Annotated in this window: 16 protein-coding genes; 11 read left to right on the top strand and 5 right to left on the bottom strand. The window is 46.1% G+C overall.

Annotation, left to right across the window (positions count from 1 at the left end):
- The first annotated feature begins 240 nt into the window (after positions 1-240).
- From Q0101_RS10445 to Q0101_RS10455, 3 genes are all read left to right on the top strand, one after another.
- A complete protein-coding gene (locus tag Q0101_RS10445; RefSeq protein ID WP_297945317.1) occupies positions 241-798 on the top strand; it encodes a rhomboid family intramembrane serine protease in 558 nt (185 codons plus the stop codon).
- Between the two features lie 44 nt (positions 799-842).
- Entirely contained in the window at positions 843-1,517 is a 675-nt protein-coding gene (locus Q0101_RS10450; RefSeq protein ID WP_297945319.1) for a histidine phosphatase family protein, read from the top strand.
- Between the two features lie 411 nt (positions 1,518-1,928).
- A complete protein-coding gene (locus Q0101_RS10455; RefSeq protein ID WP_297945322.1) occupies positions 1,929-2,573 on the top strand; it encodes a ferritin family protein in 645 nt (214 codons plus the stop codon).
- A 948-nt stretch (positions 2,574-3,521) separates the two neighbouring features.
- Here Q0101_RS10455 and Q0101_RS10460 read toward each other — a convergent pair.
- Positions 3,522-4,583, bottom strand: coding sequence for a tyrosine-type recombinase/integrase (locus Q0101_RS10460; RefSeq protein WP_297945325.1), 1,062 nt, complete (start codon positions 4,581-4,583; stop codon positions 3,522-3,524).
- Positions 4,580-7,168, bottom strand: a complete 2,589-nt coding sequence (locus tag Q0101_RS10465; RefSeq protein ID WP_297945328.1) for an AsmA-like C-terminal domain-containing protein — start codon at positions 7,166-7,168, stop codon at positions 4,580-4,582. The genes Q0101_RS10460 and Q0101_RS10465 overlap by 4 nt, the downstream gene beginning before the upstream one ends.
- A 129-nt stretch (positions 7,169-7,297) precedes the next feature.
- Between Q0101_RS10465 and mltG the strand changes: the two genes are divergently transcribed.
- The 6 genes from mltG to Q0101_RS10495 all read left to right on the top strand — a co-directional run bounded on the left by mltG (position 7,298) and on the right by Q0101_RS10495 (position 12,462).
- The gene (gene mltG / locus Q0101_RS10470) at positions 7,298-8,248 is read left to right on the top strand and encodes an endolytic transglycosylase MltG (RefSeq protein WP_297945331.1); all 951 of its coding nucleotides are present in this window, start codon (positions 7,298-7,300) and stop codon (positions 8,246-8,248) included.
- 109 nt (positions 8,249-8,357) lie between these two features.
- Positions 8,358-9,239 (top strand): hypothetical protein, encoded by an 882-nt coding sequence (locus Q0101_RS10475; RefSeq protein ID WP_297945333.1) that lies wholly within the window; start codon positions 8,358-8,360, stop codon positions 9,237-9,239.
- Between the two features lie 393 nt (positions 9,240-9,632).
- A complete protein-coding gene (locus tag Q0101_RS10480) occupies positions 9,633-9,944 on the top strand; it encodes a 4Fe-4S binding protein (protein WP_297895543.1) in 312 nt (103 codons plus the stop codon).
- Complete coding sequence (locus Q0101_RS10485) at positions 9,944-11,065, top strand: 2-oxoglutarate synthase subunit alpha (protein ID WP_297945335.1); 1,122 nt, start codon at positions 9,944-9,946, stop codon at positions 11,063-11,065. The genes Q0101_RS10480 and Q0101_RS10485 overlap by 1 nt, the downstream gene beginning before the upstream one ends.
- Entirely contained in the window at positions 11,066-11,911 is an 846-nt protein-coding gene (locus Q0101_RS10490) for a 2-oxoglutarate ferredoxin oxidoreductase subunit beta (RefSeq protein WP_297945338.1), read from the top strand.
- Complete coding sequence (locus Q0101_RS10495) at positions 11,908-12,462, top strand: 2-oxoacid:acceptor oxidoreductase family protein (RefSeq protein WP_297945341.1); 555 nt, start codon at positions 11,908-11,910, stop codon at positions 12,460-12,462. Before Q0101_RS10490 ends, Q0101_RS10495 begins: the two co-directional genes overlap by 4 nt.
- Positions 12,463-12,580: 118 nt before the next feature.
- Here the strand turns inward: Q0101_RS10495 and Q0101_RS10500 are convergent, their stop codons facing one another.
- From Q0101_RS10500 to Q0101_RS10510, 3 genes are all read right to left on the bottom strand, one after another.
- Entirely contained in the window at positions 12,581-13,084 is a 504-nt protein-coding gene (locus Q0101_RS10500) for a hypothetical protein (RefSeq protein ID WP_297945344.1), read from the bottom strand.
- Between the two features lie 49 nt (positions 13,085-13,133).
- On the bottom strand, positions 13,134-13,646 hold the full coding sequence (locus Q0101_RS10505) for a hypothetical protein (protein ID WP_297945347.1): 513 nt from the start codon (positions 13,644-13,646) through the stop codon (positions 13,134-13,136).
- A 282-nt stretch (positions 13,647-13,928) separates the two neighbouring features.
- On the bottom strand, positions 13,929-14,426 hold the full coding sequence (locus Q0101_RS10510; RefSeq protein WP_297945350.1) for a hypothetical protein: 498 nt from the start codon (positions 14,424-14,426) through the stop codon (positions 13,929-13,931).
- Positions 14,427-14,635: 209 nt separating this feature from the next.
- On the opposite strand from Q0101_RS10510, the gene Q0101_RS10515 reads away from it, so the two are divergent.
- Entirely contained in the window at positions 14,636-15,118 is a 483-nt protein-coding gene (locus tag Q0101_RS10515) for a flavodoxin domain-containing protein (RefSeq protein ID WP_297945353.1), read from the top strand.
- Positions 15,119-15,782: 664 nt separating this feature from the next.
- On the top strand, positions 15,783-16,748 hold the full coding sequence (locus tag Q0101_RS10520) for an HlyD family efflux transporter periplasmic adaptor subunit (protein ID WP_297945356.1): 966 nt from the start codon (positions 15,783-15,785) through the stop codon (positions 16,746-16,748).
- Positions 16,749-17,536: the final 788 nt, after the last annotated feature.

The following is a 17,536-nucleotide window of genomic DNA, read 5'->3' on the forward strand; positions in this document are numbered from 1 at the left end:
CCGTAAAGTTTTAAAAAAGATTTACGATCTAAATTTTATTAAGGAAATTTTAGTTTAAAGTTTTATATCTAAATTTTAAATTTTAACGCAGCTATTTTGATAAGGCGCTTGCAATTAAAACTATTAATGAATTTTAATGCTAGCACTTATCCATAAATTTATCTCGAGCCTATAAAATTACACGACGCCTTTAATTTAATCAAAATTTTGCTACTATGTGTGAAAAATTTAAGGAGCTCTATGCAATCAGGCAAATTTACTCTCGCGATCATCGCGGCGAATATCCTATTTTTCGTGATTTCATTCGCATTAGAATATTTTTTCGGCTTTAAGTCCTATCTATTTTTTGGGCTCAATCCGTATTTTTTCGAAGGGATGCCGTGGCAGCTACTAAGTTCATTTTTTATGCACGGCGGAGTGATGCATCTAGCGATGAATATGGCAGTCTTGTATCAATTCGGCGGGATTTTAGAGCGGGCGTTCGGTGGGATAAAATTTACGCTACTTTACATCGTAGGCGGGCTGCTGAGTGGCGCTTTGTGTCTGATTTATATCCGTTATGCCATGAGCATGGGAGAAATCGTCAATATCATAGGCGCTAGCGGCGCTATCTGTGTGCTTTTAGGCGTGATTGCTTATTTTGATGAACGCAATGCGGGCGGGATTTTTATCGCAATTTTGATAATGAGCTTTGCACCGATGTTAATGGGCGTAAATGTGGCATGGTATGCGCACATAGCGGGATTTGTGGTCGGTTATGGCTTTGGAATGATCCAGAAAAAATTTAGAATTTTGTAGAATTTAACGCTAAATTATACATAAAATTTTATGAAAGGATGCGGATGAAACGGATATATTTTATAAGACATGCCGAGGCGCAAAGCGGCGGCAAAAGCGATTTTGAACGGGCATTAAGCCAAGTGGGCGAACTTTGTGCAAATAAACTTGGAGAAAAGCTGCGTAGCTTGGGACTTATGCCTGATTTGATTATTACAAGTTCGGCTATACGCGCACTCCATACGGCGCAAATTATCGCTAATGCGTTGGATGCGACAAAAAAAATAGCGTCATTGCGAGAGTTATACGACGCAAGCTTATGGGATTTGGCAAAGTTTATTCGCAGCTTGGATGAGATACGATTTTTTGGGTGCAGTGTGAATGTTGAAAAATACAATGCGGTTGGTCTGAGTAGCGAAAAACATCGCGACGCAAACGATGAAAATTCTGCTTTTAAGAGCACTAAAATTCCCGCTAGCATTAGCGAAAATAATGCGATATCTTGCAACAATGTGGAAATTTCTAGCGCAGATATTGTGCAAAATTTTAACGCAGCTAGCGCGGAATGCGTATTTATCGTTGGACATAATCCGACAATAGGCGCAATTTGCTCGCTTTTAGGCGAGAAGGAAGTCGATAAATTCCCTCCTTGCTCGATTTGCGGCTTAGAATTTGACGTTCATAAATTCTCAGAAATTACTGATCATAGCGGCAAAATGGTAATGCTGCAGTGCCCTTAATTACGCTTTTAACGCTTCATAATTACAATTGGGCGGCTCGTTGCGCATTTTAAGGCTACTTTTGCCGAGCATTGTCATATACTCGTGAAATAAGACTGCGCGGCAAAATTAGCAAATTATTTTTGAGATAACTTTCAAATTTTAAAAAATTTCCAATGATGTGGCTCGCCTTGAAATCGTGGACTAAATGAGTCAGAAAACTAAATTTCATATTTTTAGATGATCGAGTGTTAGCGCTTTTGCTTGAAATTTCATTTGCTTTGGAAAATCTTAAGTTTAGATTTTGCGGATGGAAATTTCATGCTGAAATTTTCTCAAAAACATAAAATTATTGAGAAGAATAAAATTTATTAAGTAAAATTTAATAGTAGCCGTGGTATCATTCCCTAAAAATTTTGATAGGGAATTAAAATGAGACAGTACGAAACTTACAGATGCGAAAAGTGCGGTGCGGAGGTCGAGGTGCAAAAAGTAGGCGGCGGCGCGCTTAGCTGCTGCGGCGAGCCGATGAAATGTATAACCGAGGATCTGACGCAGGTAAATTTGATGAAGGCGTTCGCAGGCGAGTCGCAAGCGCGCAACAAATACGATCTTTACGGCGATTTGGCTAAAGAGGCGGGCTTTCACGCCATCGCGCGACATTTTTACGAGGCTGCCGAAAATGAAAAATGGCACGCCAGAGCCGAGCTAAAGGCACATCACGCGGCTGCAGGTATTCCGCTTGATAAGATGGATAAAAATCTACTCGATGCCGCCGCCGGCGAACGCTATGAACACGAGAGCATGTATCCGAGCTTCGCTAAAATCGCGACCGAAGAGGGCAAAAAAGAGATAGCGCGCCTTTTTAACGCTATCGGCAAGGTCGAGGAGGAGCACGAGCGCGAATACAACGAGCTTCAAAAGATCCTGCTAGAAGAGGGCTTTTTTGAGAGCTTCGACGAGGAAGTTTGGGTGTGCGAGGTCTGCGGCCACGTTCATCGCGGCAAGAAAGCCCCGGGCGCCTGTCCGCTCTGCAAGGCTCCGCGCGAGTATTTCAAAAAACAAAGGCTAGTTTAATTTGATGCTTGCGGCACGGCGTTTTTGCGATAGCTTTTAAAGCCGTCGCAAATCTCGTTTATTGTCGCGAGCCGATCGCTTAAATCTTGGCTTAAAATTTTGCGCGAGATTTCGTCTTTTTGCTCCTTTTTGCCGCGAATTCCGTGGCTAGACGAAATCTCGGGCTAAATTTATTTAGCCTAAACTCCTTTTCTTATCCCCCTAAGAAATGAAATCCTGCTCGCAAGAGCGGGATTTCTGTCGTAAAATAAATCTAAAAATAGTCATGCCGATGGATTTTGTATCTTTAAATTTTTATTATAAATTCCTATATGATTCTTGCGCTGTTTACGAAGCAAGCTTCGCATCGGTAAATTTCGCAGCAAACTTTGGTGGCAGAATCTTTTGTGTCTTTAATTTTAAGGCGAATACGGTGCGATGAGAATTTGAAAGCAAATCAAACTATAAAATTTCGAGGGTTTAAATTTTAAATCATAAATTCCATCCTTGCGGAATTTGCAGATAAATTTTATATCCGCTACCTCTTAATATGTCGATTATCTTTTGCTTATAAAATCCTCGGATGAAATACCGTATCGTCAAAATTTAAATGAAATTTTATACTAAATTTATCTGGAATTTTAGGCAAAATCGCATGAGAAAATCTAAAAAGTAAATTATTCTATATTCCAAAAGAGTAAAATTTTAGATTCTTTTGCGATCAAGCTCTAAGGCTCGCGCGTTAATTTTAAATTTTGCCGAGTTAATGAGTTAAATTCTAAAGTACGCAGGGTAGAATTTTATAGCTTTGTTATGCGAGTATGAAAAACAAATTTCAGAATTTTTCAAAATAAAATTCCAAATTTTTTAGAAAATAAATTCCATAAAAAACGATTTCAAAGCCGCCTCAAAACGAAATTCAAAAAATCTTGCTCAAGCAAGCCTCGCGCTATCTCAAATTTTAAAATTTTACTCTTCGAATTCCTCCGCGACCTTCGCCGCAAGGCGCAGCTTGTCGCTGTCGAAGTGGGTGTAGATGCGCGAAGTGTTTAGGCTCGCGTGGCCGAGGGCTTCTTGGACGAGCACGAGGTCCTTTTGCTTTTTATAAAGCATCGTCGCGAAGGTGTGGCGCAGCATATGCGCGCCATTTTTTTCCTTGCGGATGCCCGCGCTCATTAAAATTTTCTCCACGATGCCGCTGACGTAGGCCTGAGTAAGCGGCGCGCCGTTTTTCGTGACGAAAAGATAGCCCTCTTTGTTAGCAAAGTTCGTCTCCAGCGCGTTTAGATGCTCCTCAATTAGGTGGCGCTTGATCATTACGATGCGGTATTTATTGCCCTTGCCGCGGATTCGGATGACGAAAAGATCGCCCTCGGGCGCGATATCTTTGCGCTTGAGATTTATCGCTTCGCCCACGCGGATGCCGGTGTAGACGATGATTTTTACGATCAGGCGGTTGCGGTGGGCAAAGGAGGGAAACTCGCTTAGATTTATCGCGTCCAAAAACCGCTTCAGCTCCTCCTCGCTCATAAACTCCGGAAGCTTCGTGCCGCGACTGCCGCTAATGCCGCCCCAGTGCTTAAGCTCGATGCCGAAGTTATGTGAGGTGCCGTCCTGCTCGTTTTGGCGGTCGATGAAGCCGAAAAAATTTATCAGCGCAATTCGGTAGTTTTTTTTGCTCGCATCGCTTAGCCCGCCCGTAATGGAAGCTAAAATTTCGCTCAAAAGCTCTTCGTCGATATTTTTCATACTCTCAAGGCCGTACTCTACTATCGCTTCGTAAAATTTTTTAAGCGGGTTAAAATAGGTGTTAATGCCGGTAAGTCCCGCATTTCGCGCATCTTTTGCAAGGCGCTCGAGCTCACCGATGTTTGCTACCTCGTGATTTAGAGCCAGGCTTGCGCGGCGAAACAGCGCGTCGTTTTTCAGCTCCTTATTCGATAGCGCGCTTAGCTTGTAGCGCACGAATTTTACGAGCCAAAACAGCAGCGATTTTTCAAAGCTATCCTTATAATCGAGCGGGAATTTCATTTGCTCTCCTCGCTGTCGCCGAAGATCACGAACGGCAGCATCAGCGTGTTTTTGATAAGATTATACGGCGTTTTTAGCACGTCGGTCGCAACGGCGGTCGAGTAGGTGGGCTTTTTCGTCGTGCCGCGAATCTCGATGATCGTGGAGATCGTGTTGTTTTCGCCCAAGATGATATGATTTAGCAGCGGGATTTTTGAGATTATCGAGCTTGCGTCTTTGAGGTATTTAAGCTCCAGATCGATATTTAGCGCACCGCTTTTCATATCCACTTCGCCGTTGCCCGCGATGTCGGCGCTACTGCCGGTAAAGTTCATCGCGTTTATGTAAATTTTATCGCCGCTGCGGCGGAAGTAAATTTTGCCCTTCTGCACGCTAAAGCCGCGATCGTTGAAATCGGGCGTCTTAAACGTAAGCAGCGACGGCACGGAGTTTATAAAGCTAAGCAGCCTTTGATAGATGATGTAGTCCTTTAGATAGGTGTTTTGCACATTGATTTCGCCGCGATAGTTGCGCGGATCGATACCGCTTGCTTTTAGCGTAAATACCCCTCCGTCGAAGCTCTGCGAGCCCAGGAATTGATTAAGTGCCTCGCCGCTAATGTTTTGCGCAAAAATTTGAAGCAAGCTCTTTTTAAAGATCAACTTCACGTCGCCGCGTTTAAAGCTTGCGTTTAAATTCATATTTTTGCCGTCCAGCACGCCGTTAAAGTGCGTAAATTTCAGCGTCTTATTAAGATCGGATAGCACGATCGCAGAATTTTGCCCGCTGAAATTTATCGGCGAGCGCTCCTTTGTGCCGCTATTAAACTCGCTGGTTTGCACGCTCGTATTGATCGCGACGTCCACGTCTTTTAGCGAGACGAAGTTGCCGCCTTTGTTGATTTTGAGAGAAATTTTACCGCTTCCGCTAGAGCCGTCCAGATCGCCTCCGCGCACTCTAAGCGCGAAAGAGTCGTTTTTATAATGGCTTCCGTCCTTGTTCAGCAGACCGAAATCAAAGATAAGATTGTTGCTGCTGATATCCAAATTTGTAAAATCGCTAGTTAAAATTTTAAGATCTCCGCCGCTAATGCCCGCGTTTTTAAGCGTCTTAGAAAAGGGCAAAATTCCGCTAATATCGGGCGAGCTAATCTCGATCCGCTCGCCGAAGCTCATCTTCGCGCCCAAAAATTGCGAGCTCAGCACCGGCGTCTTGCCGCTAAAATCAAGGCTCATATTATCTCGCACGTCACCAAATTTTAAAATTTCTTTGCCGTTCGGGGAGAGATTGAAGCTATGAATAACGCCGTTAAATTTAGCCTTGCGCGTGGCGATATCGATACTGCCGCTTGCGGTGGCGTTAAAAATTTCATTTTGTAGATTCGCGTCTTTGATTTCGATTTTTTTCTCAGTGATGTGCACCTGCGCGGCTTTGGAGTGAAATTTTGCTTTAGAGATCATCAGATCGGCGTCTTTTAGCGTCACGTTCGCATCCACCTTGGCGCTTTCCTTTTCTACGTCCACATTTATCAACACGCGTGCATCGATCCCGCCGCCTAGCGAATATACGGGCTCATTTATGCCGTAGCTTTGCAAAATATCTACAAGGTCCTTGCCCAAGCTCTCTTTAGTCCGCAGATCCAGATATACGATCGGCCTCTCTTCAAATAGCCCGCCGATACGCACGCCGCTTCCCTCAAGGCTTTTGCCTTTAAATTTAGGCTCGTTCAGCGTGAAGCTTAGAAAATCGTTTTTGAGCGTGATGTTGGCATCTTTCACCGTTACGGCTTCGATTTGCGGTTGAAATTTTATCGTAAGATCCTGCGCGTAAGCCGTGGCGCTGACATTTTCGGCGATCGGGCGCGGATCTTTCAGATCAATTTTGGCGTGCAGATTCTCGATATAGTAGTTTTGCGCGACCGCCTTGCCGTAGATCCACTCGTTCGCAAGGGGATTTAGCCCAGTAAGCGCGCCCAGCTCATTCATAAAATTTTTCAGGCTCAAGGCCGAGGCGCGGTTTATCTCGATATTTAGCTCTGAGCCGATATTGTGCACGTCAAGCTCGCCCGCGATCTCGTGCGAAGCGAAGGTGCCATTAAAATCATATGTATCGGCTTTGAAATTTGCCCGTGCCGTGCCGTGCAGAGTGAGATTAAAATCATTTAGTTCAAGCTCGATCGGATCAAAGCTAAGTCCGTTTGCGCCCGGCGTGATCTTTGAGCTTAGCCTAAAAAACCGTGTATCTGCGTAAAAAACGTCGCTTTTGTATTTTAGCTTTAGGCTTTCGCCTTTTATTTTCATATTGTCTACGTCGATCTCTTCAAAAAAGGAGTTGATGAGTGAGATTTTTTTGCTAAATTCTAAAATTTTCTCGCTTTGCGTGCGCAGATCAGTGGAATTTTGCTCTAAATTTTGTGTATTATTTTGCGTAATTTCAAGATTTTTTATACGCAGCACGAGACCTTTATTTAGCTTGAGATAAAAACCCTCAAGCTTTGCAAAGCCCACATCCAGCTGCGAAATCGCAATACCGTGTTTTAGACCTACCGCGCAGACTATAAAAAGTATAGTAAGAGTAAGAAAAAATCTAGCTAAAAATTTATACATCATCGTCCCATTAAAAAGCTACGCCCAAAATCAAATCGGGCGTGCCGAAAAACTGCGCTTATAATATGAAATTTATTCAAAATTTTGGCTTATTTGCCTATAATTTCAGCTAAATTTTGAAAGGAACGCATGAAATTCTTTATAAAGCTCATCAAAGCGGCGTGCGTTTGTATCGAGCTTGCGGCCATCGTGCTTTTAGCCGTGGGTTTTGATCTACACGAGCGCGTCGGCAACGCAAAAACCGTGCAGATAGGCCAGGGCAGCTCAACGAAAATTTTATCGCAACTCTCAAAGAGCTATCCAAAATTTAGCAAATTTGACGCGAGGCTGCTTTCTTTTTACGGCGGCGCAAAAACCGGCGAGCTGGAGCTTGGCGGCGAAAATTTGCCCAAATATCAGTTTTTATATGAGCTAAGCGTCGCAAAGCCCGTGATGAACGAGATTAAGCTGATCCCGGGAGAGACGACGATCGTGTTTTTAAAACAGCTGGCGAAAGATCGCGGGCTAAGCTTTAGCGAGCTTGAGCGCGAATACAACGCCACGGCGCCGTTTTACGAGGGCTTTTTGGTGCCTGAAACCTACAAAATTAGCAAAAACGAAAGCGAAAAAAATATCATCGACCACCTCATCTCAAGCGCGCAAAAATTCCACGAAGGATTGTCGCGCGAGCTTAGCGGCGATTATAACGCCACGGCGTGGAAGCAGGTGCTGATCAAGGCCTCGGTCATTCAAAAAGAGGCCGCAAACGCAGATGAGATGCCACTCGTAGCCTCTGTCATCGATAACCGCTTGGCCAAAAATATGCGCCTTCAGATGGACGGCACGCTAAATTACGGCGAGTTTTCGCACGTCAAGATCACTCCGCAGCGCATCCGCACCGACACCAGCCACTACAACACCTACCTCAACGACGGACTTCCCAAAGAGCCCGTGTGCGTGGTCTCTCGCGATGCGATACGCGCCGTTTTCGCGCCCGCAAAGAGCGAGTATCTGTATTTTATGCGAAATAAAAAGACCGGGCTTCACGATTTTGCGCGCACGCAAGCCGAGCACGAGCGCAACGTAAAGGCGCAGAGGTAAAATTTAAGGTCGTTTCGGCATTAAATTTTAAAAATGAAATTTCGTCTTTAAATTTTAAAATTTAACCTCCGCAGTTATAAAAATGCGGGCTGATATTTAGGAGATAACAATGAAAATAGCGATATTCGGCGCGGGAAACATCGGTGCGGCGGTAGCAAACGATCTTATCGTAAGCGATTCTTTAAGCGAAAAGCTAGATAGCATCGTGCTTGTGGATGCTGTAGAGCGGATCGCGCGCGGCAAGGCACTCGATCTTGCCCATACCGCGGCGGTTTATGAGCGCAATCTGCGCATAAGCGGCAGCACGGAGCCCGACGACATAGCGGATGCAGGCATCGTCGTGATCACGGCGGGGCACGCAAGAAAGGCGGGGCAGAGCAGGGAGGAGCTGTTTGGCGTAAACGCTGCCATCGTCGCTCAATGCGCGCGAGATGCCGCAAAATATGCGCCTAACTCCATTATCGTCGTCGTTACCAATCCGCTTGATCTGATGGTCTATGCGGCGCTGCAGGCCAGCGGGTTTGCAAAAGAGCGCGTCATCGGCATGGCGGGCGAGCTAGACGGCGCGCGGCTTAAATTTGAACTCGAGCGAGCGAGCGGCAAGGAAATTTCATCGATGAGAAGCGCGATCGTGGGCCCGCATAGCGAAGAGATGATCGCGCTTAAAAATGAGCTAGGATTTGAAATTTCGGATGAAATTTTCGAGCGTGCGGTGCAAAATACCAAACGCGCCGGCGCGCAGATCGGCGAGCTGCTGGGCACGTCGGCGTATTTGGCGCCCGCTGCGGGCATCGTAAAGATCATAAAATACATTCTTTTTGATACCTGCGGCACGCTCGCCTGCTGCGTCGCGGATAGATCGGGAGTGCCTTTGGGGCGCTTCGTAAGCGTCGGCAAAATGGGCGCGATAGAGAGAAATTTCGCCTACTCGGGCGAGTTTTATGAGCAGCTCGAACGGATGCGTGAGCGGATAGCGGAGCTAAAGTTTTAGTGGAAATAGAGCGAATTCAGCGCGATGCGGAATTTACAGATCTAAAATTTTAAAGCGCAGAATTCTTGCGATAGAATTTGCAGCATCAAATTTCACTTTGGTAAGAAATTTAAGCTCGCGGAATTTTGCAGCGTAAAATTTCATTCGCTGCGGAATTTTAAAATTTGCGCAATTTTGCCCGCTGCGAAATTTCGTAAATTAAAATTTTACTTTGGCTCAGAATTTTGTGTGACGTAAAATTTTTAAACGCCACAAAATTTTAAAATTTAAACTCTGCAAAATTTAAAAACGAGAGGACTTTAATGCGATCAAAGCAGGCTTGCGCCGCAAAATTTCAAATTTTAAATCGCGAGGCGGGATTTAGTGCAGATTTTGATAAATTAAGGAGAAAATATGAGCGACAATGAGAGCCAGCGCGCCGTCTGGACAGATGAGAGCCGCTGTAAGGCGTGCAACATCTGCGTAAGCGTCTGTCCTAGCGGCGCGATCGCGATGAGACAGGACGAGGGCGCCGTGCAAGGCATGATGATCGACGTGGTGGATGAGGGTGCCTGTATCGGCTGTAGGGAGTGCGAGTTGCACTGCCCTGATTTTGCGATTTTCGTTGCGCCCAAAGGCTTTAAATTCGCTCGTCTAAGCTCGCAGGCTAGAGAGATGGCTGAAAAAATCAAAAACAATAATTTTATGAAACCCAAGGACGCATAATGAGAGAGGTAATTTCCACAGGCAACGCCTTAATTGCGCGTGCGGCGATTGATTGCGGCTGTAATTTTTTCGGCGGCTATCCGATCACGCCGAGCAGCGAGATCGCGCACGAGATGAGTCGCTTGCTACCTAAGGTCGGAGGTAAATTTATCCAGATGGAGGATGAAATTTCGGGCATTTCTGTAGCTTTAGGCGCGTCGATGAGCGGTGCAAAGGCGATGACGGCAAGCTCTGGCCCTGGAATTTCGCTAAAATCAGAGCAGATTGGACTTGGCTTCATCGCTGAAATTCCGCTTTTAATCGTAAATGTTATGCGCGGAGGTCCTAGCACCGGGCTTCCTACGCGAGTGGCGCAGAGCGATATTTTGCAAGCTCGCAACCCCACTCACGGCGATTTTCAAAGCATCGCGCTGTGCCCGGGCTCACTAAAGGAGGCTTATACGCAAACCGTGCGCGCCTTCAATTTAGCCGAGCGGTTTATGACGCCAGTATTTTTGCTACTTGATGAGACGCTTGGGCATATGCAGGCTAAGGCGATGCTGCCTGAAATTTCGGATCTAAAAATCGAGCGTAGGGCGGAATTTAAAGGTAGTCCGAAAGATTATGAGCCCTACGACGCTGCACCCGATAAGCCTGCGGTGCTAAATCCATTTTTTAGGGGATATCACTATCACATAACGGGGCTGCATCACGGCGCGAAGGGCTTTCCGACCGAAAACGAGCAGATCGTGGATCACTCTATAAAAAGGCTTTTTAATAAAATTTCGGCGCATGAAGATGAGATCGTGCAATACGAGGAATTTATGCTAGATGACGCTGATGCTTGCATCATCGCCTATGGCAGCGTTAGCTTAGCAGCAAAAGACGCGATTTTAAAGCTACGAGGGCAAGGCGTGCGTGTGGGGCTTTTCCGCCCGATCACGCTGTGGCCAAGCCCAGCGCGCAAGCTAAGGGAGCTAGGGGAGAGATTTAATAAAATTTTGATCGCCGAGCTAAATTTAGGGCAGTATCTGCTAGAGGTGCAGCGTGCTTGCTTGAGGGATGATTTTAAGACGCTTCTTAAGGCAAACGGCAGACCGATCAGCCCTAGCGAGATTATCGAGAAAGTAAAGGAGCTTTAAATGGCGTTTGATTACGATAAATATCTAAGAACGGACAAGATGCCTACGCTTTGGTGCTGGGGCTGCGGCGACGGAGTGATCTTAAAAGCGATCATCCGCGCGATTGACCGCATAGGCTGGAGTATGGACGATGTGTGCGTGGTAAGCGGTATCGGCTGTAGTGGCAGGATGTCGAGTTACATAGACTGCAATACCGTCCATACGACGCACGGACGCGCGATAGCTTATGCTACGGGTATCAAGCTTGCAAATCCAGGCAAACACGTAATAGTAGTCACTGGCGATGGCGATGGGCTTGCGATAGGGGGCAATCACACGATCCATGGATGCCGCCGCAATATCGATCTAAATCATATCTTAGTAAACAATTTCATCTACGGGCTTACGAACTCGCAGACGAGTCCTACGACACCGCGCGGGTTTTGGACGGTTACGGCACAATACGGCAATGTCGATCCCAGCTTTGATGCGGCGAAACTTGCAATCGCTGCCGGAGCAACTTTTGTCGGACGCGAGAGTGTGACAAATCCCGAAAAAATCGAGCGACTTTTGGCTAAGGGCTTTGAGCACGATGGTTATAGTTTTTTTGATATTTTTAGCAACTGCCACGTAAATTTGGGTCGTAAAAATAAAATGAGCGAGGCGGTGCAAATGCTAAAGTGGCTTGATTCGCGTACGATTTCCAAAGCAAAATTTGACGCTCTTAGCGAGGATGAGCGAGTGGGGTTATTTCCGCTTGGGGTTTTACATGAAGATAATGAGCATACCGAATACACAAAGGCGTATCAAAAGGTGATAGACGCGGCACAAAGCGGCGAAGCGATAAATTTTGAAGGACTAAGATGAATCAATTAAGATTTGTGGGAGTGGGCGGTCAAGGCGTAATCTTAGCAGGTGAAATTCTAGCTGCGGCAAAGATCGCACACGGCGGCTATGGAATCAAGGCATCTACGTATACCTCTCAGGTACGTGGCGGACCTACGAAAGTGGATATTATCTTAAGCGATGAAGAAATTCTATATCCTTACGCGAGTGAGGGCGAGATCGATTTCATGCTTGCAACGGCGCAGAGTAGCTACGATGCTTTCAAAAATGGCGTGAAAAAAGACGGCGTGATCGTAATCGAGCCGAATTTAGTAGCACCGAGCGATGAGGATAGGGCAAGCTTTAAAATTTATGAAATTCCAATCATCACCATCGCAAAATACGAAGTTGGAAATGTCATCACCCAAAGTGTCGTGGCCCTAGCGATCGCAGTAGAGCTTAGCCGCTGTATGGACTCAGGGCTAGTAAAAGAGCAAATGCTCCGCTCTGTGCCTGAAAAAACCCGTGCGCTAAATGAAAAGGCGTATGATTTGGGGATGAAATACGCGAGAGAGGTTTTGGAGACGGAGTAAAATTTTATGGCAGCGAAACGATAGAAGCGGGCGGTAATATTCTTAGCGGCTTTATTCTTGCTTTTTTTTTGCGAAGTGCATCAGCTATAAGGATAAATTTATTGCGTTGTTAAAATTTTTATTTTGGTACAAGTATACTCATCGCTTTTCTTAAAGGATTACACTCGCTGTCGTTTAAGCAAATTTCTAATTGCTCCTTTATTTTGCAGGAAAAATCCTTCTTGTCGCTGTTGTTTCCGTAACAAACCTTGTCAAAGTAACCGATAGCCCTATGTATATTTCCGCCGTAAAATATTTCATTCCCTGCTAGCAAAAAGCAATAATACATCATGTCTGCCTCGCAAGCTTTCTTTAATGCTGAAACGGAATCTTTATATCTACCCATTGTAACCAAAAGCACCGCACCGAGCGATCCGCAGCTTTCGTAATCTCCGCTATCGCACTTTTTGGATAAAATTTCGACCAGTTTCGTGCATGCGCTATATTTTCCATCGCCGCTATCACACTCTAAATTTAGCTCTTTTTCCTCCCAAGTTTTGAAAAAGCTCGAATCCATGGGTCTTGCCATACTAGAGCATATTGAAAATATTAAAGCTAGAATTATAAATTTAATTTTCTGCATTTTCTCTCCTATTTAAAATTTGATATATAAAGCGGCTTTTTAAACAACATCATCTTACGCTTTTTAACAAAATTCTTGCTTTTTTTATAGGATTGCACTCGCTATCGTTTAGGCACTTTTCCAATTCCTCTTTTATCTTGCACGCTTCGTTTTTAAACAGGCTATTTGCTGCTTCACATGTCTTACCAAGATATTTAATTACCAAATTTACATCTCCGCCATAGTGTATTTCGGTCGCACTTAGCATATAGCAGTAGGTTACTACGCCGGCCTCACAAGCTTTTTTATAAGCGGAGGCGGAGTCTTCATATCTATTGGAGTCGAAAAGCGCTATACCGAGCGATCCGCAGCTTTCATAATCTCCGCCGTCGCACTTTTTGGATAAAATTTCGACTAGTTTCGTGCATGCGCTATATTTTCCGTTGCCGCTATTGCAAGAGATCGCTAAATCTTTTTCCTCTTGGGTTTGTAAATGATCTACGCTTACCTTTGCCGCAGCGGGGATCGCTGCAAATGCTATTATAAACGCAAGTGCTGAAATTTTAAGATATAATTTTTTCATCGCCACTCCCTGTTTTTAAGCGGCGATTATATATTAAAGTATTTTAGCGGGCTCTTAAAATTTCGCAGAGTTAAAATTTCGATCGCCTGCAAATTTTAGCGACACTATTTTCAAAAGCCGCGCCGCTTTAAAATTTAAAACATCGCTTTAAATTTTTTAGTGCCACGATTAAATTTCAAATGTCGCTTGACGGCTGAGTAAAATTCGCGACGCACGGAGATGAAATTTTAAAATTTCACCGCAAGCTTTGGGCGGCTTTAAATTTTAACATACCGAGTTCTGTTAGCATCCCGAGTTTGGCTGCACCCGCGTTTCGCTACCCGTGTGGATCAGCAGAGCTTTACCGCGCTTAAATCTACACGGCGGGTCGGCTTGCACGGATGAGTACTCCTTGCCGTTTAGTTTGTAGATGATGTTGGAGCCTTGCACCGTCTTTTGGGAGTTTTGGATCGCATCTCCGGCGACCGCGCCCACTGCTGCGCCGCCTATGAGCCCCACGGTTTCGGCTAGACGCCTACTGCTGCTATGTTTGCCGAGCTTATGCCCGATGACTGCACCCGTAGTGCCGCCCGCGACGCCGCCTAAAATTTTACCCGTATTACCCTCGGAGCGCTCTACGTTGATTTTGGCGGGCAGGACATCCACGATCTCGATCCGATCGCTCTGTCTCATGCGGTTCGTCTCGCTCGCGTCATAAACATCTCCGCCGTATCGATCCTGTGGAGTCGCGCAGCCGCAAAGCGCGATCGCGGCGATCAAACATAATGTAAAATTTCGCATATCCTCTCCTTGTAATGAGCTTGGCGACATTATACTGCGGGTTTTTATACGAGCGGTTAAGCGGCGGCGTTAAAATTTACCGGCTCGCTGCCGCTTAAAATTAGCTGGATACGAGGCATTGTGCCGTATCTGGGCGCCTTATAAAATTTTTATTTCACTCAAAATTTATCTTATTTTGTTAGAATCATTCTTATTTTTAAGGAGAGAAAATGAAAAAACTATTAGTTTACGCCACCAAAGGTGGCGATACGAAGGTCGTGAGCGAATACATCGCTTCAAAGCTCGGCTTTGAGATCAAGGAGGCCAAAGAGTTAAATGAGGAGGATTTGGCGGGCGCTAGCGCGTTTATTTTTGCGGCTTCGACGCACGGCGACGGACAGATCCAGGCTAAATTTGACGACAAATTGGAGCTTTTGAATAAAACTGATTTTGACGGAAGGAAGGTCGCGCTCATAGGCGTTGGCAACGTCGAGCGCCACGGCAACGATTTTTGCAGCGGCATGAGTGCGTTTTTGCCAGTGCTTAAAAAGGCCGATCTCATCGGCGCTTGGGGCGCAGAGGGCTATAAATTTAAACATTCGCGCGCCTTCATAAACGGCAAATTTGTAGGTCTTACGATCGATTTTAAGGGCGACGAGCACTGGCAGGCGAGGACCGATAAATGGATCGCTGCGGTTAAAGGCGAGTTTTAAATATTTCAATTTTTGTGCGACCGAGCGAGCTTTGGGCTCATCGAGCCTAAAGCTCGTTAAATTTCCCCATTAAATTTCACGCTTTGCTTGAAAGCGGCGCCCTCTTAAATTTTACTCGTTGCGCTGTTAGAATTTCCACCGCATCCAAGCTTCACCAGCTCATGCTGCTAAAATTTTATCGCTAGCGGAGGCTGTAAATTCCAACTTGCCGCGTAGATTACTATAAACATCGCAAAAATTTAATTTGCGATGTTTTGTTTATGCACTATAATTTCCGCCCACAGCGCCAGTGTAGCACCTGCGCATTAAAATTCTAATCTCATATTAAAATTTTACTTACGCGTCAAAATTACGCTCGCGGCACCTATGTATCGCCCGCACGTTAAAATTTCACGCTCTGCTTCCGAGCGGGGCCCCCTCGTCAAAATTTTAAAATTTTTAATTCAAAAAGTCGCTGTGTTTTGCAAGCCGTACCGCTTGAAATCGCGCGGATAAGATGAAATTTTATCCTCTCAAGCTCAAAATCTAGCCCGCTCGCGGCGGTCAATTCAATACGGCAAATTAATGCAATCGATTTATAAAATCACTGCCCGAGCCTCAAATATCAGCGCCGCATTAGAAAAGTTATTTTATAATAACCGCATATCAAAATTTAAGGCGATCTATGAAAAGGCTTCTATTTTTCGTCGTTTTTGCGCTGGCCACTCTCGCCGCGGCGATCTACTTCAATCTCGATAGGCGCGAAGAGGTCGCGCACAAGGCCTACGGCATCATCGATATCAGGCAGAGTTCGCTTAGCTTCGAGCGTAGCGGCCGCATAAGCGCGCTTTATCGCGACGAGGGCGATTCCGTGCAGGCTGGCGATGTTTTGGCGGCTCTGGATACGGCGGATCTGAGTTTTCAAAGACAGGTTCAGATCGCAAGGTGCGACGGGCTTAAATTTAGCTTGCAAAAGCTGCAAAGCGGCTTTCGTAGCGAGGAGATCGAGATGGCGGCGGCGAACGTAAGCGCGCTGCAAAACGCCCTACAGCTCGCTACTTTGACGAACGAGCGCCTAAAGAGCCTAGGCAAAACAAACTCCGCGTCCAAGCAGCAGATCGACGAGGCGTTTTATTCGATGAAGCGCACGCAAGCCCAGCTACAAAGCGCGCAGGCTAATCTGCGTCAGCTTCAAAGCGGCTACCGCGGCGAGGATGTCGGCGCTGCGCGCGCAAATTTGGCAAGCTGCGAGGAAAATTTAAAATATCTGAACTACCAAATCGAGACGCAAAGCGTGCTAAAAGCGCCATTTAGCGGGCAGATCAGAGCGCGCCTTAAGGAGCTCGGCGACATTAGCATGCCAAGCGTGGGCGTTTTTGAGCTCAGCGAAGTAAAAAACAAGCGCGCGAAATTTTATCTGAGCGAAAATCAGCTCCGCTTCCTGCGTGCCGGACAGAGCGTGCGGATCATCGCGGCGGACGGCTCTAGCGCGAGCGCAAAGGTCGCCTACGTGAGCCAAACCGCGATGTACACGCCCCGCACGGTGCAGACCGAGGAGCTACGCGCCGATCTCGTGTGGGAGGCGCGCGCCGATTTCAGCGACGATGACGGTAGCTTTCGCTTAGGGCAGCCGATCAGCGTGGAATTTTAATGCGAGAGCGTCGCGAGTGAATTTAATGCACGAGTGAAATTTAGCGCGCGGGCGGCACTTTGGAGACTGCGGGCAAAATTTGGATAGCAAAGCTCGCCGTTTATAAATTTACGCAATGTCGCGCAAATCGTGCGTACGGCGTGGGCCTGATGAAATTTTAAAAGCGCGCTTCGAGGTGAAATTTTAACGCCGCCTGTTCGGCAGAGAGTAGGGCGATGAAATTGCACCGCCCCTAAAATACATCGTCTCGGCGGCGATAAAATGCTGCGCGCTTAGAACGAAGCCGTACAAAGGCGGCGTAAATTTTATCGCGCGAGTTTTGCGCGAGCAGGCGGGGGCTTTGGATAAAAGATCGGAATTTTACAGCGCAGCGAATAAAATTTTGGCGAAATTTTGGCGCAAAGCAACGCGAGTTAAATTTAAAATTTGCGGCTCGGAAACGAGTACAAGCAGGGCGGTAGAGCGGCAGCGGGCTTTGTTTCTAGCGGGCGTTTTGCGATAAACGAGCGGCAATTGAGTGCCGACTGCGGATAGCGGTAAAATTTCGCTACAAAACAAGCGACGCGATTAATGTCGATTGCGAGCGGCGTAAAATTTTGCCCAAAGGACGTGGTAGCCGAAGTCGGTACTATGCTAAGGAAAGCCGAGACTAGGTAAAATTTCGCCAAAAGAGATGGCGGCGGTAAATTTTACCCCGAAAGGCAGGCGAAAGTGAAATTTTGCCCAAAAGGTGCGGCGGCGGTAAAATTTCGCCGAAAGAAGCGCAGCGCAGATAGAGCTCGGCACTT

This window comes from uncultured Campylobacter sp., from assembly GCF_937921625.1.
Taxonomy (GTDB): Bacteria; Campylobacterota; Campylobacteria; order Campylobacterales; family Campylobacteraceae; genus Campylobacter_B.